At 60.3% G+C, this 24,514-nt stretch carries 23 protein-coding genes; 11 read left to right on the top strand and 12 right to left on the bottom strand.

Going from position 1 to position 24,514, the window contains the following annotated elements; all coding sequences use genetic code 11:
• Positions 1-5: 5 nt before the first annotated feature.
• Entirely contained in the window at positions 6-875 is an 870-nt protein-coding gene (locus HX830_RS12970) for a LysR family transcriptional regulator (RefSeq protein ID WP_177100559.1), read from the bottom strand.
• Positions 876-984: 109 nt separating this feature from the next.
• On the opposite strand from HX830_RS12970, the gene HX830_RS12975 reads away from it, so the two are divergent.
• Positions 985-2,046: an alkene reductase gene (locus tag HX830_RS12975; RefSeq protein ID WP_177100562.1), complete on the top strand. Its 1,062-nt coding sequence runs from the start codon at positions 985-987 to the stop codon at positions 2,044-2,046.
• 50 nt (positions 2,047-2,096) lie between these two features.
• Here HX830_RS12975 and HX830_RS12980 read toward each other — a convergent pair whose 3' ends face one another.
• Both HX830_RS12980 and HX830_RS12985 read right to left on the bottom strand, forming a co-directional pair.
• Positions 2,097-3,398 (bottom strand): MFS transporter, encoded by a 1,302-nt coding sequence (locus HX830_RS12980; RefSeq protein ID WP_177100564.1) that lies wholly within the window; start codon positions 3,396-3,398, stop codon positions 2,097-2,099.
• 236 nt (positions 3,399-3,634) lie between these two features.
• A complete protein-coding gene (locus HX830_RS12985; RefSeq protein ID WP_248764352.1) occupies positions 3,635-4,276 on the bottom strand; it encodes a TetR/AcrR family transcriptional regulator in 642 nt (213 codons plus the stop codon).
• A gap of 86 nt (positions 4,277-4,362) precedes the next feature.
• Here HX830_RS12985 and HX830_RS12990 point away from each other — a divergent pair, with 86 nt between their 5' ends.
• A complete protein-coding gene (locus HX830_RS12990) occupies positions 4,363-4,959 on the top strand; it encodes an NAD(P)H-dependent oxidoreductase (RefSeq protein WP_177100566.1) in 597 nt (198 codons plus the stop codon).
• Between the two features lie 44 nt (positions 4,960-5,003).
• Here HX830_RS12990 and HX830_RS12995 read toward each other — a convergent pair whose 3' ends face one another.
• Together HX830_RS12995 and HX830_RS13000 are read right to left on the bottom strand one after the other, a co-directional pair.
• The gene (locus HX830_RS12995) at positions 5,004-5,879 is read right to left on the bottom strand and encodes a DNA/RNA non-specific endonuclease (protein ID WP_152740383.1); all 876 of its coding nucleotides are present in this window, start codon (positions 5,877-5,879) and stop codon (positions 5,004-5,006) included.
• 158 nt (positions 5,880-6,037) lie between these two features.
• Complete coding sequence (locus HX830_RS13000; protein ID WP_177100568.1) at positions 6,038-6,664, bottom strand: DUF4123 domain-containing protein; 627 nt, start codon at positions 6,662-6,664, stop codon at positions 6,038-6,040.
• Here HX830_RS13000 and HX830_RS13005 point away from each other — a divergent pair.
• The 4 genes from HX830_RS13005 to HX830_RS13020 all read left to right on the top strand — a co-directional run bounded on the left by HX830_RS13005 (position 6,659) and on the right by HX830_RS13020 (position 12,507).
• Positions 6,659-6,844, top strand: coding sequence for a hypothetical protein (locus HX830_RS13005; RefSeq protein ID WP_177100570.1), 186 nt, complete (start codon positions 6,659-6,661; stop codon positions 6,842-6,844). The two genes, HX830_RS13000 and HX830_RS13005, sit on opposite strands and share 6 nt — an antisense overlap.
• Positions 6,845-7,245: 401 nt before the next feature.
• Positions 7,246-9,171 carry an IucA/IucC family protein gene (locus tag HX830_RS13010; RefSeq protein WP_177100572.1) on the top strand — a complete coding sequence of 642 codons (1,926 nt, stop codon included), beginning with the start codon at positions 7,246-7,248 and terminating at the stop codon, positions 9,169-9,171.
• Entirely contained in the window at positions 9,161-10,390 is a 1,230-nt protein-coding gene (locus HX830_RS13015; RefSeq protein WP_177100574.1) for an MFS transporter, read from the top strand. The genes HX830_RS13010 and HX830_RS13015 overlap by 11 nt, the downstream gene beginning before the upstream one ends.
• Positions 10,387-12,507 carry a TonB-dependent receptor gene (locus HX830_RS13020; protein WP_177100576.1) on the top strand — a complete coding sequence of 707 codons (2,121 nt, stop codon included), beginning with the start codon at positions 10,387-10,389 and terminating at the stop codon, positions 12,505-12,507. The genes HX830_RS13015 and HX830_RS13020 overlap by 4 nt, the downstream gene beginning before the upstream one ends.
• Positions 12,508-12,620: 113 nt before the next feature.
• Here HX830_RS13020 and HX830_RS13025 read toward each other — a convergent pair whose 3' ends face one another.
• Positions 12,621-13,472 (bottom strand): LysR family transcriptional regulator, encoded by an 852-nt coding sequence (locus HX830_RS13025; RefSeq protein ID WP_177100577.1) that lies wholly within the window; start codon positions 13,470-13,472, stop codon positions 12,621-12,623.
• Between the two features lie 101 nt (positions 13,473-13,573).
• On the opposite strand from HX830_RS13025, the gene HX830_RS13030 reads away from it, so the two are divergent.
• On the top strand, positions 13,574-14,203 hold the full coding sequence (locus HX830_RS13030; RefSeq protein ID WP_177100578.1) for an FMN-dependent NADH-azoreductase: 630 nt from the start codon (positions 13,574-13,576) through the stop codon (positions 14,201-14,203).
• A 50-nt stretch (positions 14,204-14,253) separates the two neighbouring features.
• Here HX830_RS13030 and HX830_RS13035 read toward each other — a convergent pair whose 3' ends face one another.
• The 6 genes from HX830_RS13035 to HX830_RS13060 form a co-directional block, all read right to left on the bottom strand.
• Entirely contained in the window at positions 14,254-15,567 is a 1,314-nt protein-coding gene (locus HX830_RS13035) for a purine-cytosine permease family protein (RefSeq protein ID WP_152740374.1), read from the bottom strand.
• 111 nt (positions 15,568-15,678) lie between these two features.
• Positions 15,679-16,653 carry a biotin-dependent carboxyltransferase family protein gene (locus HX830_RS13040; protein WP_177100579.1) on the bottom strand — a complete coding sequence of 325 codons (975 nt, stop codon included), beginning with the start codon at positions 16,651-16,653 and terminating at the stop codon, positions 15,679-15,681.
• Complete coding sequence (locus HX830_RS13045; protein WP_177100581.1) at positions 16,650-17,522, bottom strand: 5-oxoprolinase subunit B family protein; 873 nt, start codon at positions 17,520-17,522, stop codon at positions 16,650-16,652. Before HX830_RS13045 ends, HX830_RS13040 begins: the two co-directional genes overlap by 4 nt.
• On the bottom strand, positions 17,519-18,892 hold the full coding sequence (locus HX830_RS13050; protein WP_177100583.1) for an acetyl-CoA carboxylase biotin carboxylase subunit: 1,374 nt from the start codon (positions 18,890-18,892) through the stop codon (positions 17,519-17,521). The genes HX830_RS13045 and HX830_RS13050 overlap by 4 nt, the downstream gene beginning before the upstream one ends.
• Positions 18,893-18,902: 10 nt before the next feature.
• Positions 18,903-19,148, bottom strand: a complete 246-nt coding sequence (locus tag HX830_RS13055; RefSeq protein ID WP_177100585.1) for an acetyl-CoA carboxylase — start codon at positions 19,146-19,148, stop codon at positions 18,903-18,905.
• 92 nt (positions 19,149-19,240) lie between these two features.
• Positions 19,241-19,999, bottom strand: coding sequence for a 5-oxoprolinase subunit PxpA (locus HX830_RS13060; RefSeq protein WP_177100587.1), 759 nt, complete (start codon positions 19,997-19,999; stop codon positions 19,241-19,243).
• A gap of 125 nt (positions 20,000-20,124) precedes the next feature.
• Here HX830_RS13060 and HX830_RS13065 point away from each other — a divergent pair, with 125 nt between their 5' ends.
• From HX830_RS13065 to HX830_RS13080, 4 genes are all read left to right on the top strand, one after another.
• The gene (locus HX830_RS13065; RefSeq protein WP_152740368.1) at positions 20,125-21,042 is read left to right on the top strand and encodes a LysR family transcriptional regulator; all 918 of its coding nucleotides are present in this window, start codon (positions 20,125-20,127) and stop codon (positions 21,040-21,042) included.
• A 185-nt stretch (positions 21,043-21,227) separates the two neighbouring features.
• A complete protein-coding gene (locus HX830_RS13070) occupies positions 21,228-21,776 on the top strand; it encodes a carboxymuconolactone decarboxylase family protein (RefSeq protein WP_177100589.1) in 549 nt (182 codons plus the stop codon).
• 90 nt (positions 21,777-21,866) lie between these two features.
• Positions 21,867-22,724 carry a helix-turn-helix domain-containing protein gene (locus HX830_RS13075; RefSeq protein ID WP_177100591.1) on the top strand — a complete coding sequence of 286 codons (858 nt, stop codon included), beginning with the start codon at positions 21,867-21,869 and terminating at the stop codon, positions 22,722-22,724.
• A gap of 316 nt (positions 22,725-23,040) precedes the next feature.
• The gene (locus tag HX830_RS13080) at positions 23,041-24,462 is read left to right on the top strand and encodes an amino acid permease (RefSeq protein WP_177100593.1); all 1,422 of its coding nucleotides are present in this window, start codon (positions 23,041-23,043) and stop codon (positions 24,460-24,462) included.
• Positions 24,463-24,514: the final 52 nt, after the last annotated feature.

A 24,514-nucleotide genomic window follows, 5' to 3' on the forward strand; every position in this document is an offset into this window, starting at 1 on the left:
CACGCTCACGCCAGGCGTGCGCGAAGAAACTCGATGAAACGCTGGGTCTTGGCCGGCAGCAAGCGGGTCTCGGTGACGGCATAAACCGTCACCGGCTTGCCCTGCCACTCAGGCATGACACGACGCAGTTGGCCGTTACGCAGTTCATCGGCAATGATTTCCTCGTTCATCAGCACGATGCCCTGGTCGAGCGTAGCCAGCCGCCGCAGCATCCCGACGCTGTTGACCATGAAGCGCCCTCCTACCCCTACCGAGAGGGTTTGTACGCCATCAGTCAGCGTCCAGGCCCCGGCCTTCTGAATATTCAGGCACTGATGCCGTTCGAGATCATTGGGTGTGCCGGGCACGCCCGACACTTCGAGATAACGCGGCGAGGCGTACAGATAGGACACCAGGGAGGCCAGGGGTCGTGCGATCAGCTGCGAGTCTTGCGATTCGCCAATCCGAATGGCGACATCGAAGGGCTCGCTCACCAGGTCGACGCGCCGGGAGGTCAGATCCAGATCGAAGGTGATCCCCGGATAGAGGCCGGCAAACTCGGCGATCAGGGGCGCCAGGTAAGTGACCGCAAAGTCCACGGGGAATGAGACCCGCAGCACCCCGCTGGGTTGCGCAAGCATCTCGCCAAGCTGTTCATGGGCCAACCGGGCCTCATCGACAATGCGCTTGCAGCGCTCGAAGTAGATCTGCCCGGCTTCAGTCACCTCGACCTTGCGCGTGGTCCGATGCAGGAGCCGCAAGCCGATCGCCTTCTCCAGGGCACTGATACGCCGGGACAGGGTCGAGTTCGGCATGCCCAGCACCTCGGCCGCCCCGCGAAATCCTTTGGCTTTGACGACCTCGACAAACAACGCCATATCGTTCAGAAGTTCCACGCCAATTGCTCCATATATGGATCAATCAAATCCAGAATGCCGTATTTATCCCAAAAATAATAAAGCTGATGATGCGTCTCCAGCAACACACACTTTCGAGGATCGCACCATGAGCTCACTCTTCAGCCCCATACACGTCGCCAACGCCACCTTTTCAAACCGCCTGGTCATGGCGCCCATGACCCGCAGCCGCGCGGAGTTCGATGGCACCCCGGGGGAACTGGCGGCCGAATATTATGCCCAGCGCGCCAGCGTCGGCCTGATCGTTACCGAGGGTACACAGCCGTCCGACGATGGTCAGGGTTACCTCACCACACCGGGTATCTATAGCGATGCCCATGTGGCCGGCTGGAAGAAAGTCACCGACGCGGTACACACCCACGGTGGGCATATTTTTATCCAGTTGATGCATGCCGGTCGCATGTCCCACCCCGATAACACGCCCCATCATCGCCAGGGCGTGGCACCGTCCGCCATCGCACCCAATACGCCCATGTTCACTGTCAAAGGCATGCAGGACATCCCGGTGCCACGGGCATTGAGCACCGAGGAGGTACGTCAGACCGTCGCTGATTTCCGCTTCGCCGCGCGCCGGGCCATTGAAGCCGGGGCCGACGGTGTCGAAATTCACGGCGCCAACGCCTACCTGGTCCAACAGTTCCTGGCCCCCAGCGCCAACACCCGAACCGATGAATACGGTGGCTCAATCGAGAACCGCGCGCGTTTTGCCATTGAGGTCGTGACCGCCATCGCCGAGGAAATCGGTGCCGATAAAACCGCCCTCCGCCTCTCGCCCGGCATCACGATGTGGGGTATCGATGAAGGTGAGGAAGGTCCGAACCTCTACCGCTACCTGGTGACCGAACTGAACAAGCTCGGCCTTGCTTACCTCCATATCCTGCATAAAGGCGACGACTCGCTTCTGGCGGACATCCGCAAGGCCTGGGACAACACCCTGATCGTCAACCGCCCTGGCCGCCCGCGGGAACAGATTGGCGCCGACCTGGCTGCCGGACTTGCGGACATGGAGGCCTACGGTCAGATGGTTCTGGCCAACCCGGACTTTGTCGAGCGCTTGAAGGCTGATGCGCCGCTGAATAACGCGGACAACACCACCTTCTTCGGCGGCAGCCAGAAGGGATACACCGACTACCTGGCCTTGAGTGTTTGAAGGCAATGAGAGGAAACAGCCAGGGCATTCTGCTGCCCTGGCTAACCCCACTAGGCTGGAGATTGCGAACGCACCGCCGGTTTTTTCAGCATCACCGGGATCGACAGGGCAATCAACGCGGCGATCACGCAGAGCAACCCGGCGATAAAAAACGCCGGCGTGTAGGTGGCCAGCAAGGTCCGCGTCAGCCCGGCGCCATAGGCGGCAAAGGCCGCACCCAGTTGATGGCCGGCAAACACCCAGCCGAAGACGATATTGGCCCGCTCGCCGCCGAACTTCTGCGCCACCAGCTTGACCGTGGGCGGTACGGTGGCGATCCAGTCCAGGCCATAAAGCACGGCGAAAAACGACAGGCCGAACACGGTGAAGTCGGTAAACGGCAGGAGCATCAGCGAAATGCCGCGCAAGCCGTAATACCAGAACAACAGCCAGCGGTTATCGAAACGATCCGACAACCAGCCCGAGCCCACGGTGCCGAAAAAGTCGAAGATCCCCATCATCGCCAGGATACCCGCCGCAGTGGTGGCAACCAGGCCGAAGTCGCCGCACATGCTGATGAAGTGGGTCTGGATCAGCCCGTTGGTGCTGGCCCCGCAGACGAAGAACGTCAGGAACAGCACCCAGAATGTCCAACTGCCCGACACGTCGCGCAGCACCTTCAGCGGGCTGATCAGCATCTGCAGCAAGCTGCCCCGGTGGGCGGGTGCCGGCAGGACCTCTTTCTCCCCATACAGCGGCAAATCCAGGTCCACCGGACGATCACGCAGCAGGGCCAGCACTGCCAGCACGACCACCGCCATGGCGCAGCAAATGAAGCTCAGCGCCAAGCGCCAGCCATAGTGTTCCGTCAAGGACGCCATCAGTGGCATGAACAGCAGTTGGCCGGTAGCGGAGCTGGCCGACAGCAACCCGACCACCAGGCCGCGACGATGGGAAAACCAGCGGGTCGCCACCGTGGCCCCAAGCACCATGGCGGTGAGTCCCGTGCCGACGCCGACCACCACGCCCCATAACAGCACCAGTTGCCAGAAGCTGTTCATGAACATCGACCCGATCATGCCGCCCAGCACGATCACCAGCGCCACCAGCACCACCCGGCGCAGGCCGAAGTAGTTCATGAACGCTGCCGCGAAAGGCCCCATCAGCCCGTACAGCATGAAACGAATCGCCAGGGCCCCGGAGATCTGCGCACTGCTCCAACCAAATTCATGCTCCAGGGGCACGATAAACACCCCCGGCGCCCCCATGGCGCCGGCCATCACCAGCATGGTCAGGAAAGTGACGGCGGCCACCACCCAGCCATAGTGAACCTGACGCCGCGCCAGGCGGTTTGCGACCAATGTAGACAGCATGGAGTGTTCCTTAGGCTTGCGGGACGTGCCGCATCTCGTCGGGGGAAGGACAGAATAGATTGGTTACAACCTTTATTTAATAGATGTTTTACATCATGTATTTTGAACTGACAAGGCCCTCGCCTCAATGACAGGGAGGATCGGCATTCTGTTTTTCTGATCTTACGCGAGGCGAACACGCCCCGGCGCTGCAGGAAACAGCGCCGGCTCGATGTCCCGCACAAAGTCATGGGTCACTACAATTGGACTTTATGAGCACGCAGCTGACTGGCCCTCTCGACCATGCTCACTATCGTCTTGAAGAGCTCGTCGGTAGCCTGCCAGGCTTCGATTTCTCCGGTCGCCGCCGCATGCGACAGCGCCTCGGCCGCCCCCAGCATCGCTCGAAGACTGGCATGGGAAATTTCACCGCCGCCGGCGTAAGGAAGCAGAACACTTCGGCACTTTGCCAAGAAAATCGCTTCGTATTGCCTTTTGATTTTTTCGAGCTCTGGTGACCCCACCAGCGCGGCAATAACACCAGGGATTTCGTTGCCCTGGGTCAGGACACAATCGACGTACGACGTTGCAATAACGCGCGCGGCATCGGAAAGCTCGGGCTTGAGCTGCTGAAGAGCCGCGTCCATCAGTGATGTTTGTTTCGCATCAAAATCCTGGTAGAGCGCCGCCAACAGCCCCGCCCGGGTTTGGAAATGGTCGTACACAACCGGTTTGGTCACCCCTGCGCGCTCGGCCAGCCGTCCCAGCGACAGTTCCTCGGTGCCTTCATTGCGCACCAACTGCCAAGCCACCTCCAGCAACTGACGCAGCCGATCCTCCCGCAGCATACGTACCCGGGGCGACGAGCGCCCCTGTGCTTCCCCTTCAGCGCTTGACATCACTATATACCAATAGTAGGTTTAAAAACTTACCAAAAGTATATAAGCCCCTACTCCGAACCTCAACCTCCAGGAGGTAGATTCAAATGCATGCACTCATCGTCGTCGCCCACCATGACCGGGACTCCCTCACCCATGGGATAGCAGCTAGAGTTGGGGAAGGTCTGTCAACGACCAATCAAGGCAGCACCTATGCCATCGCCGACCTCCACGCTGAAGGCTTTGATCCGCGTTTCACTGCGGGGGACTTGGCGGTTCACCATAACGAGGCACTACCGCCCTCTGATATTCGCGTTGAACAGCAACGGATTGACCGGGCGGATGCGCTGGTCCTTGTCTACCCCGTTTACTGGTGGTCGATGCCAGCCCTGCTCAAGGGGTGGATTGATCGGGTGTTCTCGAATGGCTGGGCGTTTGAGTTTCGCCCCAACGCCCCGCTGATCAAGAAACTCGGTCACCTTTCCATTCACCTGCTGGGGGTTGGCGGAGCAGACCCGGACACCTATGACAGGCATGGCTATGCGACCGCGATGAAGACGCAAATTGATCATGGCATCTTCAACTACTGCGGTGCCAAGGTCATGACCTCGGAGCTGATGCTTGAGTCCGAGACAGAAAATCCCATGGTGCATCTGGCCTCTGCGTTCAGCATCGGCCGCCAGCTATTTGATGTGAAAACCTGAATCACACGCCTGCGAACCCCGTATCCGATGATGGGACACTCCGTTCAAGAACGAACCACCGAGCCCGAAACCGGCAGCTGATCCAGCAGCTTGAGCCCGGTGGTTTTCACGAACGTCTCATAGTCCATCGGCTTTTCGATACGGGTTTCCGCGTTCGGCAGTACATAGGCCCAGGCGCGCCTGGACGATACGTCGTAGACCAGCTTGAACAAGCGGGTGGGCACCCAGACCTGGTCATCGCCAATGGTCCCATGGCCCTCGTCGAAGATCGGACCGGTAAAGACAAACACATTGCCCTCGGCACGCGCCGCGAACTTTCTGACATCGGCCTCGACCTTGCTCCAGATCTTGCGGTTATTGGTCGGGTCCTGCGGGACCATGTTCGACAGCGCAAAGGACTGCGCCATGGCATTCGCATTCGGCGCATCGGCCGCCGGCGCCTGATGGCCACGGTCCACGGCCGGATGTTGGGCCCGGTAGTCGCTCAGTTCCGCTCGCGCGCCCTTGGGGATGCGCGGGTCCGGGTAGAACTGGTTGGTACGCTCCTCCCCCTTTGCATCCTGTAGCTGGGCAGCGCTCAGGCGTTCCACCACCACAAGCGGGGTCTTGCTGGTTTGCGAGTAGAGCACCGCAAAGCTGTCGGAACACAGGGCCATGGGTTTCATGGTGGCCGGCACACTGGCGGTGCTGATCGGCTTGGCACCCGGGAACAAGTCGGCACAGCCGTCAAATGAAGCCTGTTGCTGTTGGCTCGAATACAGGTCGATCGCCGCGCCCTGGCTGATGGAACCCGAACGGTGCCCTTGTTTCTCGTGTTGGTTGGGTGGATCGATAAGATCCAGCAGGTTGCGCGCTTGTGCGGCGCTGGCAGAAAACAACACAAGGGCGGACAGCCCCACTGCGATACGGCGTAGGTTCATGCTTGGATTCTTTGGATTGGAGTGCGGGGATACAGATGACAAAGCCCTCTGGACGAGGGCTTGGAGAGGCGTTTTACGCGTTATGAGCGGAAATTGCCAGCCGCCCAAGCCTAAGGCACCGAGCTATCGGAAGGGTGGGAGGCACCCGACGTAATGTATCAATGCGCTCCTGACACGATCCGCAGCCTTTGATCCTCCAGATCGAACAGGTTCCATCGCGCCCCTTCGTCCGATTCGACCAGCAGACGGTTCAATGGCCCGAGAAACTTCGTGAACTCCTCATCGGTGCAGGTGGGCGGGAAGACCGATAAAACCCGTGGATCGTAATACCGAAACATCAGCAGCTTTTTGTCTTCGGTTCGCACGCGAAGAAATTTCTTCAGATGTAAACGTATGGCGGACATCGGCAATCCTGCCGGGGCAAAGATGAATATCCCCCAAGCGCGGCCCCAACCTCGATCCAGCAGTTCCCGGGAGGCAGGCGACGTGGACGTCAGTTGGGATTCGGGTTGAGCGGGAGGTGGCAAGACAGGTGCTAGCGTATCCGTTTCCACACTGGGCTTTTTTGCCGGACGGCGAACCGCGGGCCTTGCGGCCGGCGCATCAATCCGACCCGCGGCCTCCGACGCCGGTACCCGGGTGCGCGCCATGGGGACGTAGGGATAAACGTAGGCACACAAATGCCCATTCTGGAGGTTGCGAGAGAATTGTCTCAGCACCTCCGCGTCGGGTAAGCGATGGCTATGCGCCAACTGGCTGGAGAGCAAGGAGCGCAGACGATGCATCTCTCCGGCACCCTGGAAATATCGGCGAACAAAACGCTCCACCTGCCACGTCTCACCCAGGTCCATTCTGACCGCTCGCTGGTCGTAGGTTCGGTTACCCGTCCTCGTATCGAACGGGTCATGAGCAAACCCGGCCCTGTCGGCAATCTCGATGCGATCCAGTCCGTCAAAAAAACATAACCGCATAGGCTGAAGGCCCTTAAACGGGATAAGGCGTCATTTGTAGCATAAGTGGCCAGGCAGGCGGTCCCGAAAATCCCTGTGTGCTCGACGATTCCCGGGCAGCTTCCTGACATCCGGGAAGGAGGCCAGACCGCACAAAACCGATAGCAGAACAGTCCTGCTTTTGTGTAGGACGTCACTGCATGCCTCCCGGCGAGTGGATCCGACAGGCCTCGAGAAAATCTTCGAAGCCCTTATAAGACGCGGGATAGAGCGGTTTTATAGAAACAAAAATGACCGCCCATCCTGGGACAATGCAAACTTAAAGATACTAATAACAATGATTATCATTGGTTTTCGTGTTTTAACTCGCTATCCTTCGCGTGCTTTCACTCAAGACCGTGCACAAGGAGTCAGACTTGAAAAATGGATACAGCAAGAAACCGCAAGCCCTGCTGAGTCGCTGGAGCGAAGCGCTCGGCACCCCTCTTTTCCAAGCCAACCACATCACTCTCGACGCGCTGGTCAACACCCTTGCACCTGCCGCCGAGCGCAGTTTCCAGCGCTTGATCCAGGCGCTGTTCCGCGAAGGTCTGCTGGACGCCGGCGCGCTCGAATACGACGAGCCCCCTCGATGCTGGTTGACCCTCGCCGACCGCACCCGCCTGTGCTTCGACCATCTGCGCCCTGGACGCATGAGCAGTTGGGACCTGCGGGGCGACATCACGGCGTACGGCGATGATCATCCCCCGCACAAGATCCAGTTTCCCTCGGAGCTGCTGAGCCTGCTCAACCATGGCCTCGAGTCGCCTGCCGACGCCGAGGTGCTGCGCCGCCTCAACGAAGAACTCGACGACAGTTTCGCCAACGACACCCTGTGCCTGGCCTTCCACGAGCGCTGGACACTCCAGTTGCATGAATCCATGGACCCGGCGCACAGCGACAATCTGCTGGGCTGGCTCAAGGATGAGCCGAGCATCGCCAACCCCACTTCCCTGCTGGAACAGTGGGGCACGCTGGGCCATCCCTGGCACCCCAACTACAAGACCAAACTGGGCTTGAGCACAGACCAGGTCATCGACTTCTCACCGGAATTCGAAGCCCGTTTCCCGGTGATGCTCTGCGCATTGCACCACCAGTTTGCCCATGTCGAATCACTGGCTGGCACCATGGATTACTGGCAGTGGTGGCAAGCCCACTTCCCCCAGGCCGCGCAACAGTTGACCGCTGAATTGACCCGCCAGGGCCTTGAAGCCGGCGACTACCTGCCGCTACCGGCCCATCCCTGGCAGGCACGCCAGGAGTTGCCGCAGACCTTCGCCAACGAAATCGGTGACCGCCTGCTGGTCCTGACCGATATCGTCGCGTTCACCGCCCACCCGACCATGTCGTTCCGCACCGTATTGCCTGAAGGCCGCCGTGACGCGCCGATGGTCAAGCTGCCGGTGTCACTGCGACTGACCAGCGTGCAGCGCACCGTTTCACCACGCTCGGCGCGCATGGGCCCGCGCATCAGCCACCTGATGCAAAGCATCCTGGCGCGCGAGCCCGGGATCCGGAACATTCTCGGTATCGTTCCCGAACGCATCGGTGTGCATTTCAAGCCACAACCGGTTGACGACGAACGTTCCCGCCACCTGGCCGTACTGTACCGGGACAACCCGCTGAGCCAGTTGCAACCAGGCGAAATGGCCATTCCGGTCGGCAGTCTGTTTGCCATCGACCAGCACGGCCAACCGCTGTTGAGGCAGTGGGTGCGCCTGGCCAAGGGCACGGACGATAGCGCCGCCATGCAATCGTTCTTCCACGACTACGCGTCGATTGCGGTCCCTGCCCTGCTCGGCATGTACCTGCGCTACGGCGTGGCGTTCGAGGCCCACCAGCAAAACAGCTTCATGATCATGGCCGCGGACGGACAGTTGAGCCGCCTGTTGCTGCGTGACTTCGGCGATATCCGGATCGACCGCAAGACCTTGCACGCACAGGGCCTGGACATCGAACTGCATGATCCGAAGATGACCCTGTATGACGATGCCGGCTTCGTGCGCGACAAGCTGCTGCATACGGTCTTCATGTGTCATCTGGGCGAACTGGTGCTGCTCAGCGCCCGCCACTTCGACATCCCCCAGGCCCTGCTCTGGAGTGAACTGGCAACCCAGGTCCGCCAGTGCTTCGACGACTTGCGCGAGCAGGTCGAACCGCAGCGCTGGGCGACCGAGCGCCAGGCCCTGCTGGAACAGGACTGGCCCGCCAAGTCGTTTATGCGCATGCGCCTGCTCGAGAGTCACGCCGATATCGTCGGGCGCCTGCGCAACCCGCTGAGCGTCAACGCCGATGGCAGCTAACGACACGGCGCTGCGGTTGCTGGTCGGGATTCAACTGGTGTCCATGGGGGCCATGGAAATGAGCGGCCCCTTCTGGCCCCTGCAGATCCAGAAGCTGCTCGGTGCCGCCGGTGCCCAGTACACCGGCCTGCTGTCTTCGCTGGTGTACGCCGGGCCGATGATGGCGGCGATGATCCTGACCCCGATGTGGGGGCGACTGGGCGACCGCACCGGGCACAAGCCGATGATCATTCGGGCGCTGCTGGCGTTGGCGGTGTGCCAGGCGCTGGCCGCGATCACCTTCGATCCCTGGCTGCTGGTGGGCATCCGGGTGGTTCAAGGTGCCCTGGCCGGGTTTATCGCGGCGGCCCAGGCCTACGCATTGGCCTGCTGCGGCGCCGGCGGGCGGGGGCAGATTCTCGCCCGCCTGCAATCGGCCACGGCGGTCGGCTCGCTGGCCGGGCCGGTGCTGGGCGGCTGGTTGATGGATATCTCGGGGTTCGCCTTGCTGTGCTACAGCGCTACCGCGATTTGCCTGTTGTGTGCGGCGATCAGTCTGTTTTTACCCAGTGACACACAGCGTGCGCCGGCCAAGCAAAAACCGGCGCACGCAGCGCTGCCCAAGGGTTGGCTGGGGGCCATGCTCGGGGTCATCGTGCTGATCCAGGCCGCCAAGATGATGCCGCAACCGTTCTATGCCTTGTACGTGGCGGACGTCCTGCACGCGCCTGGATGGTTGATCGGCGCCAGCTATGCCGCCAGTGCCGCCACCCTGGCCTTGTCCGCGCCGCTGTGGGGACGACTGTTCGACCGCCATCAGCCCGCGCACACCTTGCGGGTCATCGAATGGGTTGCCTGGGCCTGTGCCCTGACCCTGGCCTTTACCGCCGTGGCCAGCGAATGGATGGGCTTTCTCGCCAGCCGGCTGCTGTGGGGCGTGTGGCAAGGCGCGCTGCTGCCCGTCGCCTACACCTTGATCGCCAACACCGTTGCCCCCAGCCAGCAAGGCTTTGCCCTGGGCCTGGGCAACAGCGCCGCCAAAGCCGGCGCGTTGTGCGGGGTTTTGCTGGGGGGCATCGGCATGGGAATCGTCGGCGTGGCCCACAGCTTCTGGCTCGTCGCCCTCACCTACGCCATTGCCGCCCTGGGTATCCGCGCCATCCGATCATTTTCACGAACGCCGGAAACCGGCGTTTTATCGACCCACACTTCTGCGAATCAAACAAAGAAAGAGCCATGAAAAAAATACAACTTTCCATCCTCCTGCCCTTTATCGGCTCGCTGAGCACACCGGCCTGGGCCGATCAGAGCGAACCCGCCCAGGCGGCACCCGGTACCCTGCAACTGCAGGAAATGGTGGTGTCCGCCACCCGCAGCGAAACCAGCATTGCCTCGATTCCAGGCTCCGTGCAGGTGATCAACGAAGAGCAGATCCGCCAGCAGACCGGTGCCGGTCGGCGGGTCGCGGATATCCTCGGGCAACTGGTGCCGGGCATCTCCCCTTCCACCGGTGGCATGAGCAACTTTGGCCAGACCCTGCGCGGACGCAACACGCTGATCCTGATCGACGGGGTCTCCCAGAACGCGACACGGGACAACTACCGCCAGCTCAACAGCATCGCCCCGGAAAGCATCGAGCGCATCGAAGTGGTGTCCGGCGCCAGCAGCGTCTACGGCGCGGGCGCGTCGGGCGGCATCATCAACATCATCACCAAGCGCAACAAGGGTGAGGAACTGGCGTTCAGCAGCAAGATCGGCATGACCACCGGCAACAACCTCAACAACAAGGGCTTCTCCTACGAAGCCTTCCAGAGCGCCACGGGGCACAAGGACGCGCTGGACTGGTACGTGTCGGCCAACACCGTGCAACGCAACGACCAGTTCGACGGCAACGGCAACCGCATTCCCCAGGACACGTCCCAGGGCAGCAACATGGACACCAGCACCTACGACCTGCAAGGTCGTTTCGGCTACGCGCTGGATGCCGACAAGAAGATCAGCCTGTCGCTGCAGGACTACAAGGACCAACAGGACACCGACTACACCAAGGACCCGCGCATCACCAACAATGCCGTCGCGGTAAAAGGCCTGAAGCTGGATGACCAGCCCTACACCCATAACCAGGCGGTCAACCTCAACTACACCGACAAGGATTTCCACGGTCAGGGCCTGCAGGTCGAAAGCTACTGGCGGCGTGCCGATGCGCTGTTTTTCCCGGACCTGTCACGGGGCCTGGCCGGAGTCTCCGACAACAACAGCATCCAGGATGTCTACGGCCTGCGGGCGGCGATCGAAAGCAAGATGCCGGACATCGGCCCGGCCACCGGCACACTGGTCTGGGGCGCCGACTATGATCACGAAACCTCGCGCCAACGCGGCGATCAGTACCGGGTCAATGGGCTGACCTACACCAAGACCGGTACCACCTTTGAAATGGGCCCGGACACCGTGACCGCCACCAAGGCCATTTTCGGCCAGCTGTCCTACGACGTCGGCGACTGGACCTTGCGTGGCGGGGTGCGTCGCGAATGGATCGAAAGCGAGATCGCCGACAGCATCGCCTATGGCGAAATCGTCCAGACCGGCAATCGCGCAACGCTGCCCGGCGGCACCCTGAATTACAACGACACGCTGTACAACCTCGGGGCGGTCTATCACCTCAACGAAAACCAGGACCTGTTCGCCAACTTCAGCCAGGGCTTTTCCCTACCGGATATCCAGCGCTTCCTGCGTGACGTCAGCAGTACCTACAACATCCATGACCTCAACGCCCAGGCCATCAAGGTCAACAGCTATGAACTGGGCTGGCGTGGCAACTGGGACAAGTGGCAGGCCAGCGTCACCGCGTACGAAAACACCTCGGACGTCACCCAGTTCTATGATGCCAACAACCGCGTGCTGCGTCTGATCAACCAGAAGGAACGCGTGCGCGGCGTGGAAACCAGCCTGAGCTACAACGTGACGGATCAATGGTCGGTGGGCGGCACTTACGCTTACGCCAAGGGCGAGACCGATCAGAACGGCAAATGGATCGACCTGCCGGCCACACGCATTTCCCCGGCCAAGACCACCGCCTTCGTCGGTTATGAGCACGGCGACTACAACCTGCGCCTGCAAGGCATGCGCCTGTCGGACTACGACGCGGCCTTCAAGGACAACAACGGTCGCGATATCAAGGGCTACACGTTGTTCGACCTGCTGGGTTCGGTAGCGTTGCCGGTGGGTCGCCTGGAAGGTGGTGTCTACAACCTGGCGAACCGCAACTACCAGAACATGTTCGCCCAGGCCAATGCCCGCGCGCCTTATCCGAATGCTGAAGGCCGGACCTTGAGCGTGAGTTACGCGGTCGATTGGTAAAACCCGCCCGTGAAGGCGTCAGTCCTCAACCTTTGCAGGGGGCTGACGCCTCGCCTGCCCATAAGTCATTCTTCATATTCAGGGGGGAGCATTCCCCGCCCTGGAACTGCCCTCTAGTGACGGCTGGCGCCGTAGCGGATGATCACCCGGGTAATCGCCTCGATAATCAGCGGGTCCGCCTCCGGCGCACTGAATAAACGGAACTCGGCATCGGGCAGCGGCGGCAAGCCATGCTCGGCGCCGAGGACTGCCAATCCCTGGGACACTTGGCTGAGGGTCATCGGCGCGATGGCAAAGCCTGCCAGGGCCGCAGCCTGCAACGCGGCATAGCTGGTGCAGAGCATGGCCGTGCGCTGGGTGATGCCGGCCTGGGCCAGGCGCGTCAACGCGGCCTCCCGGTAAGGACAGGGCTCCGGGAACAGGGCCAGGGGCAAGGGTGTCGGCAAGGTGCCTAAAGGTTGTGCGGACCAGGCCCAGACCAGGGGTTCCTGCCATAACGCCAGGCCGGGCTCGCTGGACTCACACAACGAACCGACCACCAGATCCAGTTCGCCCTGCTTCATCAGGGTCAGCAACGAGCCGGGAATACTGACCTGCACCTTGAGCTGCATGCCCGGATAGTCGGCGGCGAAGGCCTGCAACTCCCGCAACAGACGGGCATCGGCGAACTCTTCCGAAACACCGATGCGCAAACTCCCTTGAAACGCCGAACGGGTCAGCTCGGCCCAGGCATCCCGATTGAGCGCCAGAATACCCCGGGCATAGGCCATCAACCGTTCGCCATCGGCCGTCAGTTGTTGGGAGCGGGTGGTGCGGGTGAGCAGCGGCTTGCCCACCTGCTCTTCCAGGCGCCGCAAATGACCGCTGACGGCCGACTGGGTCAGGTGCAGGCGGGCCGCGGCGCGACTGAAGCCGCCTTCATCCACCACCGCGACGAAGGTCTTGAGCAACAAGGCATCGAACATATGCTGATACGTGATCAATAAGTCTGTAAAACACGATTTATATTTCAAGTAGCGCTATGTTGCAATGCTCGGGTCTTCTCTCCCCTTCCCTGAGGCCCGCCATGACCGTCCTTCTGCATATCGAATGCTCCCCGCGCAAACAGCGCTCCGCCTCCCTGGAAATCGCCCGCCAGTTCATTGCTCGCTATCAGCGCAACGCGCCGGATACCCAAGTCGTCACCCTGGACCTGTGGAACCTGGACCTACCGGAGTTTGACGGGCCGGTGATGGATGCCAAATATGCCGGCCTGAGCGGCACCCCATTGACCGAGGAACAGGACGCCGCCTGGACGACCCTGAAAGATCTAGCGGCTCACTTGCATCAGGCTGACGTACTGGTGTTCTCCGTTCCGCTGTGGAATTTCGCAGTACCCTACAAGCTCAAGCACTTTATCGACGTGGTTTCGCAGAAAGACGTACTGTTTGAATTCAGCCCGGAACACGGCCTGCGGGGTTTGCTGCATAACAAGACGGCCGTGAACGTGTATGCGCGCGGCATGGACTTTTCCGAACCTGCCACGCAACCGATGGACTTCCAGAAACCTTATATGGAAGCCTGGTTGGGCTTTATTGGTGTGACCGACGTGCATTCGCTCTATGTAGAGAAAACCATTCTCGGGCCTGACGTCGACCTGGCCTCTCGCCAGAACACCACCGAACAGGCCCTGGCGCTGGCCGATCGCCTGGCCTGATCGAGCTCTACGGATGAGCGAAAAGCCTGTCTTCCCGCTCATTTCTTTTATCAGGCCAACCGCAATCGGCGTTGATGGGACAAACCCGCCTGCAAGGCAAACGCAACTATTACCGTAGAGGGTGCGGAAAAACTGCTCAGGGCACTGCCGGAAAACATTAATGCAAGCCCCAGGGCAGTCGAGCCAAACCAGGCCGTCAAGCCCACTGGATTGAATGTCGCAACGCGTTCCAGCGCCGCGATATCACTGCGGCCGTAGAGAATCTGCGCCAATGCCACGCCGACCCAGGCCACCACGAAAATGCCCTGATAGGCCAATGCCTTGAGCAAGTAGGCAAATACGTCGGCAAGCATCAAGCCATAAACGATCACCCCGACCGCCAGCGCCCACATCAGGTACGAACCGCGGATGCCAAAACGCCCAAAGAATGCCTGCATGTTCAGTGTCGCCAAGTAGTAATTGGCCGTGTTGATCCGGGTTTGCGTGGCCCAGACAAACAACAGCCCCCACAGGCCCATCAACTGCAGGATCGCCATCACCACCGAGACTTCGTTCAGTGCCCCTTCATGGGGAATGCTGCTGACCAGGTAAATGCCCGCCGCGCCGTTGAGCAGAAAGGTCACCCCATAGAACGGCATGCCGAAGTTCCAGCGACCGTGATACTGCGCATCCTCAGGCTTGCCGAAACGGGCGTAATCGAAGGTGAACAGCATCAAGACCCAGACGCCCATATAGGCGCCGAAGCAATCCCACCAGCCGAACGCATTGGGCGTTGCCGGGCCGAAATCCAGCCATTGCGGCTGATAGCCATAACGACCGATCGACAAGCCCACCGCCACCAGCAAGCCGCCCAGATACACCGGCAGCAACACACCGTTGAGCTTGTCCAACCAGTGCTGCACGCTGCCCAGAATCATCGGCACGCTGTACAACACCACCAACAATGCGGCCAGCGGATAGACCAGTTCCGGGTACAGATGATGGAGGGCCACGGCAATAACCGAACCTTCAAACACTGCGTAATAGATGGCGGTTGAAAAGAAGATCAACGTTGCCAGACAGGCCCCCGTACTGCCGAACAGTAACCGTGAAAACAACGCCACCGACAGACCGCTGCGGATCGCGAAGCGACTGAGCACGCTGTTGACCAGTCCATAGCTGATCACCGACAGGACCATGCCAATCAGCGCGTTGCGAGCGCCGTAAGACAACGCCAGCGAAGCGCCCACCACTATGTAGAACATCGCACTGCACACGGCCCACCAGGCCATGGTCAGGGACAGTCGCCCCATGCGCGCTGTCGGCGGAACAGGGTGATTGGCCGGGTCTTGCCCGGTTTGACTCGATTGCGATAAAGCAGCCATCTGCGTGAACTCCAGGACCAGTCAAGGATTGAAGCGCGGGCAGCCGCCACCACACCCACGTGTGGTATTGGCTTACCGTTTGGCATTACCCGCGCGATGCGGCGGGCAGAATCAGGAAGGGAACAGCTTGCTCAGGCAACTGAGCTTTTTCTTATAGGATCGTCGCGCTTCCAGCGCCTCCTCCAGGGTGACCGCTGTGAAGCGGGCCTTCTGGTTCGGTTGCATCTGGCCAATCAAATCGAGGTCGGCACTGATCACCGTGCCGATCATCGCGTAGCCACCACCGGACACCGCGTCGCGGTGCAGGACGATGGGTTCTAGCCCGGCAGGCACCTGGATCGAGCCGATCGGATAGCAACTGTCGACGATGTTCGACGGGTCGGAGCCGGCCCCGAACGGTTGCTCACGGGGTTGAAAACCCAGGGCGCTGCCGCCCTTGAAGCGATAACCGATGCGGTCGGCTTCCGAGCCTACCGTCCACGGCTCGGCGAAAAAGCTCTTCGCCGCGGAGTCGGTCAGGCGTTCGTAGTACAGACCCGGCACGACGCGCAGGGTGATTTCGCCCCCCAACGACTGCCGTAACGCCATGGGCAAACTGGTTCCGGCGCGGCCCTTGCCACCGGCCATGCCGACGGGCAGCTCATCGCCGGCCACCAGCCTGCGCCCTTCAAAACCACCGAGCGCGCCCAGCGCATAGGTAGATCGACTGCCGAGGACCAGCGGTACGTCAATGCCGCCGGCCACGGCCAGATAAGTGCGAGCGCCAACCCTGGGGAAGTCAAAGCGCAGTACCTGGCCGGCCTTCACCGTGAACGCGGTGTCTTGATGCCTCTCCACGCCGTCGACCCGCGGCGTCATGTGCGCACCGCACACCGCCACCAGGGCGTCTTGCTGAAACTCCAGTTCCGGACCCAGCAGCGTGCATTCCAGCGCGGCGGCACCTGCCGGGTTACCGACCAATTGGTTGGCGGCACTCAGGGCGTATTGATCCAGCGCACCGGAAGGCGGAATGCCCAGGTGGTAATAACCTTCACGGCCCAGATCCTGGACGGACGTGGCAAGACCGGGTTTGAGTACCTTGATCATGCCAGCACCTCCTGCAACGACTTGGCATAGCCCACGGGATCGGCCAGAAAGGCGTCCAACGAGAACTCCAGCGGACGAATTCGCAGATCGAAACGCCCGGCCTCCACTTCGTCCACCGCCTGGTCATACGCCTCGCGGCTCATCGGTTTGAACTGCACGATGTCACCGGGGCGGAAAAACACCATGTGCTCTTTCAGGTAGGCCAGCTTCTGCTGAGGGTCATAGATCGGTGCCGGCGTGACCCCAAACATTTGATAACCACCGGCGCCGCGTACCGAGTAAATGCAGCCAAAGCAACCGCCGTGCCCCAGGGTCAATTTCGGGGTGTCGGTGCGTGGGCGCAGGTATTTGGGCACCTGCAACTGACGCTCACGCTCAACCATCTGGAACATGAACGGCAGCCCCGCGACGAAACCGACCATCGAGACAAACCAGGGTGCACCGCTGTGGGCCGCGATGAACGCGTCGACGTCCGCCAGGCCGTTGATCCGCGCGGCGTACTCCAGGTCGGTGACACTCGGGTCCTGATGACGGTCGCGAAAGCGCATCAACGTTTCGTGTGTCCAGGGGTCGTTGTAGAGCACCGGAATCTCGATGATGCGTGTGTGCAGGGTGCGCTCGGCGACCGCGCCCGCCTCGGCCCTCTTTACGGCTTCGAGCAAGGTATGAGGGGCAATGCGGTCCGGGTCAAACCGGATCTGGAATGAGGCATTGGCCAGGCACACATCGAGCACACCCTCGAGCGCCAGACGCTCCACCGCACGAGTGACCGCCATGCCCTTGAAGAATGCTTCAAGAGACATGCTGTCGCTGACTTCGGCAAACAGATGCTCGTCAGCGCCAAAGCTGTAGCGGATCGGATGACTCATGCTTCACCTCCACTGCGGCGCTCGGCCAGCCAGGCTTCCAGGGTGCCGGTGTGAAAGTCGGCACGGTGCAACCACGGTTGCTCCAACAGCTCGCCGTGCAGCGACAAGGTGCTGGCCATACCGGCGAGTGTGGTCTGCTGCACCGCTGTTCGGGCCCGGGCCAACGCCTCGGCGCGATCAGCGCCATGCACGATCAGCTTGGCCAGCAGCGAGTCATAGTACGGTGGAACGCGATACCCCTGATACAGATGAGTGTCGACACGAACGCCTTCACCGTGCGGCCAGACGAGTGCCTCGACCAGACCCGGGCTGGGAAAGAAATCCCGCGCGGGGTCTTCAGCGTTCAAGCGCATTTGCAGCGCGGCACCGTTGAGCCGGATATCGCTCTGCTTGAAGCCCAAGGGCTCACCGCCGGCAATGCGCAACATGGCCTGCACCAGATCGATACCGGTGATCAGTTCGCTGACCGGGTGCTCAACCTGGATTCGCGTGTTCATCTCGATAAAGAAGAACTCACCCGTCGCGTCGTCATACAGGTACTCCAACGTCCCGGCGCCCTTGTAGCCCAGGGACTCCGTCAGGCGCACGGCACTGGCGCAGAGCGTCTCGCGTTGTTGCTGGCTGAGTACCGGCGATGGCGCTTCTTCAAAGATCTTCTGGCGCCGACGTTGCAGCGAGCACTCACGTTCAAACAAGTGCACGGCGTGCTGACCGTCGCCCAACACCTGCACCTCGATGTGCCGGGCCTTGCTGATGAAGCGCTCCAGATACACCGCGCCATTGCCAAACGCCGCCTGGGCTTCGCGCTGGGAACGGGGAAATTCCTCGCTCAGTTGCCGGGGGTTTTCCGCCAGGCGAATACCCCGTCCGCCGCCACCGGCCGAGGCTTTGATCAGCAGCGGGAAACCGACTGATTCTGCCGCCTCCAGTGCCGATTCGACATCGAACAGCTCGCCGGGCGAGCCTGGGACCACCGGTACCCCGGCTTCTTGAGCCGTGCGCCGCGCCTCAGCCTTGTCGCCCATGCGCCGGATGGTGTCCGGGCTGGGTCCAACGAAAATAGCGCCGGCTCCAAGGACGGCCTCGGCAAAGTCCGCGTTCTCCGAGAGAAAGCCGTAGCCTGGATGTACCGCGTTGGCACCCGTGGCGTGCAAGGCGCCCAGCAATGACGCGACATTCAGGTAACTTTTATCAGCGCGGGCCGGGCCGAGAACGTGCACCTCGTCGGCCATGCGCGCCGCCTGGGAATCGATGTCCGCTTCGCTGCAGGCGGCAACGGTGGGGATGCCCAACGCCTGGGCGGCACGGATAATCCGCACGGCAATCTCGCCACGGTTGGCGATCAGCAGTTTACGAATGCCTTTAGTCATGATCGCCCCCTCACTCGCCGTCGAGTGTTGCGATGACCTGACCCGGCTCCACCGGATCGCCGTCTTCCACCAGAAATGCGCCAAGGCGACCCGCCGTCCCGGCGGTCAGTTCGGAAAACTGCTTCATGACCTCGATCAAGCCAATCACCGTATCGGCGCTGACCTGCGCGCCCTCCTCGACGAAATTCGCCGACTCCGGGGTGGCTTTGCGATAGAAGGTCCCGGGCAATGGGGTAATTACAGAGTGTTCGGCCATGTCTGTTCCTCTTGGAATAGTTGTAGAAAGGCAGGCAAAAATGAAAGGCTGTTCAAACCCTGGCGTCTCGGCGCCGGGTGTTTCGTAAAAGGTCAGCGCGGTGCGCGAACGTTGATCCCGACGCTATCGAGCGCCTTGCGAGTGGTTTCAACCAATGCCAGTGCACCCGGCGTATCGCTGTGCAAACAGATGGAATCGAACTCGATCGCCAGGTCCTCTCCCTCGACCGTGCGCACCACGCCTTCCTGGCAGGCACGCACCACCCGGGCGGCGACCTGGGCCGGATCGTAGGCACGCACGTTGCGGGTAAAGACGATGGAACCGCTGAGGTCGTACTCCCGGTCGGCGTAGAACTCGCGAATCACCGGTTGACCCAATTCGTTGGCGACGCGCCAGATCACCGAGCCGGGCATGCAATACAGCAGCAACTCAGGCTCCAGGCGCTGGAGGTTTTCCACCAGCAGACGAGCCGCCTCCTCGTCCCGGGCCAGGTGCATGTAAAGCGCGCCGTGGGGTTTGATGTGTTGCAGCGCTACGCCTTGAACCCAAGCCAGTTCACGCAGGGCACCCAACTGATAAAGCATGTCGTCGACCAGTTCCTGGGCCGGGGCGTTGATGTGCCGACGGCCGAAACCCACCAGGTCGCGGAACCCCGGATGTGCGCCGATGCCCACGCCCAGGCGCTTGGCCTGCTCGACGGTACGGCGCATGGTGCTGGGGTCGCCGGCATGAAAACCGGTCGCGATGTTGGCCGAGCTGATAAAGCCCATCAGTTCATGGTCGACGCCATCGCCGATGGTCCATGGGCCAAAACCTTCGCCCATGTCCGAGTTGAAATCTACTGCCTGCATGCCGCTTGCTCCTGACACTTGTGACTTCATGCAGGCCACGTTAGATTCCAGGCACCCCCTTGGGAAGATCTATTAACAGATAGGGTATCTTCTGAAAAACAGATACGCCATCGTTCGGAGTGCTCATGTCACTGACCCTGCGCCAGATCCGCTATTTCGTCGCCACCGCCGAGATCGGGCAAATATCCCAAGCAGCGATTCATTTGAATATTTCCCAGTCGGCCGTCACGACGGCGATCAAGGAACTGGAAGCCATGCTCGGCACGCTGTTGTTCCAGCGTTCGGCCCAGGGCATGAGCCTGACCGATGCCGGGCGGCACTTTCTCAACCGGGCCTACGTGATTTTGCGCAGCGTCGACGACGCCCTCAACAGTCCGCTGCCCGACATTCGCGCCAGTGGGTTGTTACGGGTGGCCGCCAGCTATACCGTGATCGGCTACTTCCTGCCGCACCATCTGCAACGGCTTGAACACTGGCATCCGGACGTGGCCATCGAGGTCCACGAACAAGAACGGCAAGCCATCGAACAGGGCCTGCTGGAAGGTCGATTCGACATGGCCGTGGTGCTCACTGCAAACCTCACTCACCCGGATATCGTTTCGGAAATTCTCTTCAACTCGGAACGTCGACTTTGGCTGCCCAGCCATCACCCACTGTGCGAACGCGCGGCCGTCAGCCTCGCCGATGTCGCGAAAGAGCCCTATATCCTGTTGACCGTCGATGAAGCCGAGCAAAGCGCCATGCGCTATTGGGAACACGCGCACCAACAACCCAACGTGCGGGTGCGTACCAGCTCGGTGGAAGCCGTACGCAGCATGGTTGCCAATGGCAGCGGCGTGGCAATCCTCTCGGACCTGGTCCACCGGCCCTGGTCCCTGGAAGGCAAACGCATCGAAACCCTGACGGTCACCGACAAGGTCACCCCGATGAGCGTCGGCCTGGCGTGGCATCGCGAACGTGATTTCAGCCCGGCGATGCACGCATTCCGTAATTATTTCCACGATGCGTTTCTGGCGCCGCAACAACTTTCTGCACGACGTTGAACATAACGAAAACCGTGGCGCGTAGAGTCGACTCGGGATACGGGCTCGGGAGTACGTAAGGCGTCAACACCTGAGGGTGTCGATCACTATTACCTGCCACGTAATTGAGCAGCATGAATGCGACCTATAGATTCATTCAACGCGACTCAACCATGACTCGCGTCATGAAACTTGGAGAAACAAACATGCTCAATTTCAAGATTTATACAGTCGAGTCTGCTCCACAACAATCGAAACCCGCTCTGGAGACCTTGCAACAAGCCTTTGGTTTTATCCCGAATATTGCAGGCGCAATGGCCGGTTCTCCGACGCTGATCAACAGTTTCATTAGCGTTTTTCAAAACGCACACCGTGGAGGTTTCACGGAAGATCAACTCCAAACGTTGCTGCTGACGAATGCCGTGACAAACGCCTCATCGTGGCCCGTTGCTTTTCACACTTTCCTTGCCTTGAAGGAAGGCCTGGACCCTGCCGACGTGGAAGCGATACGTGCTGGGCGTCCTCCCAGGAATACGAAACATGCCGCACTGTCCAACTTAGCGAAGAGCCTTATCGAAGCGCGCGGTCATGTCAGCGAACAAACGTTACACGCTTTTCTTGACGCGGGGTTCAACAACGAACAGGTTCTGGAAGTGATCAATGTGGTTGCTGCATCGGCCATCACCAATTACGTCGCAAGCGTAACCCATCCACCGTTGGAGGAATCGTTCCAGGCCCATGCCTGGAACCAGTGAATATCGACGCTTGCCTGGGTGGATGAGCTTATAATTCAGCGACGCCGTTGATAGTCCCCATGGGTATTTTTATAGTTAGGCACACCCCAGATGACCCCATCGAACCGAAAAGAAAAATCACCGCCCAGCCAACTCGGAGAGTTGCTACGTCAATGGCGGGGAGCCCGGGGTAAAAGCCAGCTTGATCTATCGTTGGATACTGGGGTGTCACAACGTCATATCAGCTTTATTGAAAGTGGTCGCAGCGTTCCCGGGCGAAAAACCTTGATGGACCTTGCGCAGGTATTGGATGTTCCGTTACGCGAGCGAAACGGACTGCTCCTGGCAGCGGGCTATGCGCCGATCTACTCCGAAGCCGCCTGGGATTCGGGGGAAATGCAACACGTCAACAAAGCACTGGAACGTATATTGAGGCATCACAATCCCTACCCTGCGATAGTGATGGATCGATACTGGAATGTCTTTATGGCAAACGAGTCGTCTCTGCGTTTTTTCAATAATTTTATTGATATGAATGCTCGCAGAGGCCCTCGCAACATCTTGCATCTTATGTTTGATCCGGAGGGTATGCGCCCCTTCATCATCGGATGGGAGCGCGTGGCGAAAAGCCTGCTTCAACGGGTTTTACGCGAATCGGTCGGTCGTGTGATAGATGATAATACGAAAGAACTGCTTGCCTCATTACTCGCTTACCCGAAGGTTGAGACCGAATGGCAAAAGCCTTTGCTCGGTACGGACGCAAACGATATTTTACCAGTCATACCATTGAGCTTTGTGAAAGACGGTGTGATTTTCAACTACTTCTCGATGGTGTCCACCGTGGGCACCCCTCAAACCGTCGCGGCTCAGGAGTTGCGGGTCGAGTGCCTGTTTCCGGCCGATGACATAACAGAGCGTCATCATGATTCACTCATGGCTCTGGCCCCTAGCCCTCCCGCAAGCGTGTGAGGTCACGGATACCGGTCCTGCACGCCTTTGCTCGGTAATATTCGGCATCACTTCTTGCTTGATAAAGCAGATAACACCCGCTAAGGCACCTCCATCCAAGTACAACTTTCCGATACTTATCTCTTAAATCAACCACTTATACAGTGAAAACGCCTGTAGTCCGCTTTTTATACTTCCCATCCCGCTGATCTCGCAGGTGTTGCCCTGCAAGACCGGTCGCCCAAAAAGTCGACCCGGTTGAGCGAGTACGGGCTATCCGTCGGTACTTCCAACGCTCGGTGGTTTATATCCAATAACAAGATGAGGTTGTATTTCTATGCGCGCAGACAACCATCTGCCCAACGGGGGGACTGCTCAAGGCGGTCCGCTCAAACGTGAACTGGGTGAACGACATATTCGTTTGATGGCCCTCGGCGCCTGTATCGGTGTCGGGCTATTCCTCGGTTCGGCCAAGGCCATTCAAATGGCCGGTCCGGCCATCATGCTGTCCTATATCATCGGCGGCCTGGCGATCCTGGTGATCATGCGCGCCCTGGGCGAAATGGCGGTACATAACCCCGTCGCCGGCTCGTTCAGCCGTTACGCACAAGATTACCTGGGCCCGTTGGCGGGATTTCTCACCGGCTGGAACTACTGGTTCCTGTGGCTGGTGACCTGCGTGGCGGAAATCACCGCGGTGGCGGTGTACATGGGCGTCTGGTTCCCCGATGTGCCGCGCTGGACCTGGGCCCTCGCCGCCCTGGTCAGCATGGGCACGGTCAACCTGATCGCAGTGAAAGCCTTCGGTGAGTTCGAGTTCTGGTTCGCCCTGATCAAGATCGTCACCATCATTGCAATGGTGGTGGGCGGGATCGGTGTGATCGCTTTCGGTTTCGGTAACGATGGCGTGGCACTGGGGATTTCCAATCTGTGGAACCATGGCGGCTTTATGCCGAACGGCGTCACCGGCGTGCTGATGTCGTTGCAAATGGTGATGTTCGCCTACCTGGGCGTGGAAATGATCGGCCTGACCGCCGGAGAAGCGCGCAACCCGGAGAAAACCATTCCCCAGGCGATCGGCTCGGTGTTCTGGCGCATCCTGCTGTTCTACGTGGGGGCCTTGTTCGTCATCCTGTCGATCTACCCCTGGGGCGAAATCGGTACCCAGGGCAGCCCCTTTGTCATGACCTTCGAGCGGCTGGGCATCAAGACCGCTGCCGGCATCATCAACTTCGTGGTGATCACCGCGGCGCTCTCCTCCTGCAACGGCGGGATCTTCAGCACCGGGCGCATGCTCTACAGCCTGGCACAGAACGGCCAGGCGCCAAAAACCTTCGGCAAAACCGCCGGCAACGGTGTGCCGCGCAATGCGCTGCTGTTGTCCATCGCGGCGTTGTTGCTGGGTGTACTGCTGAACTACCTGGTGCCGGAAAAGGTCTTCGTCTGGGTCACCTCGATTGCCACCTTTGGTGCGATCTGGACCTGGGCGATGATCCTGCTGGCCCAGCTCAGGTTTCGCAAAGGCCTGAGCGCAGCAGAACGTGCGGGCCTGAAATACCGCATGTGGCTGTACCCGATCAGCTCCTACCTGGCGTTGGCGTTCCTGGTGCTGGTGGTGGGCCTGATGGCCTATTTCCCGGACACCCGCGTGGCACTCTACATAGGACCGGCGTTCCTGGTGCTGCTGACGGTGCTGTTCCATGTATTCAGGTTGCAACCAGCCAATTCCCCCCGAGGTGCGGTGCGCTTGGCCCCTTGATGGTGTAACGCGCTTGGCCAAAGGATCGCACTGCTGCAGCCCCAAGAGCAGC

The sequence above is a fragment of the Pseudomonas gingeri genome (assembly GCF_013385425.1).
Classification (GTDB): domain Bacteria; phylum Pseudomonadota; class Gammaproteobacteria; order Pseudomonadales; family Pseudomonadaceae; genus Aquipseudomonas; species Aquipseudomonas gingeri_D.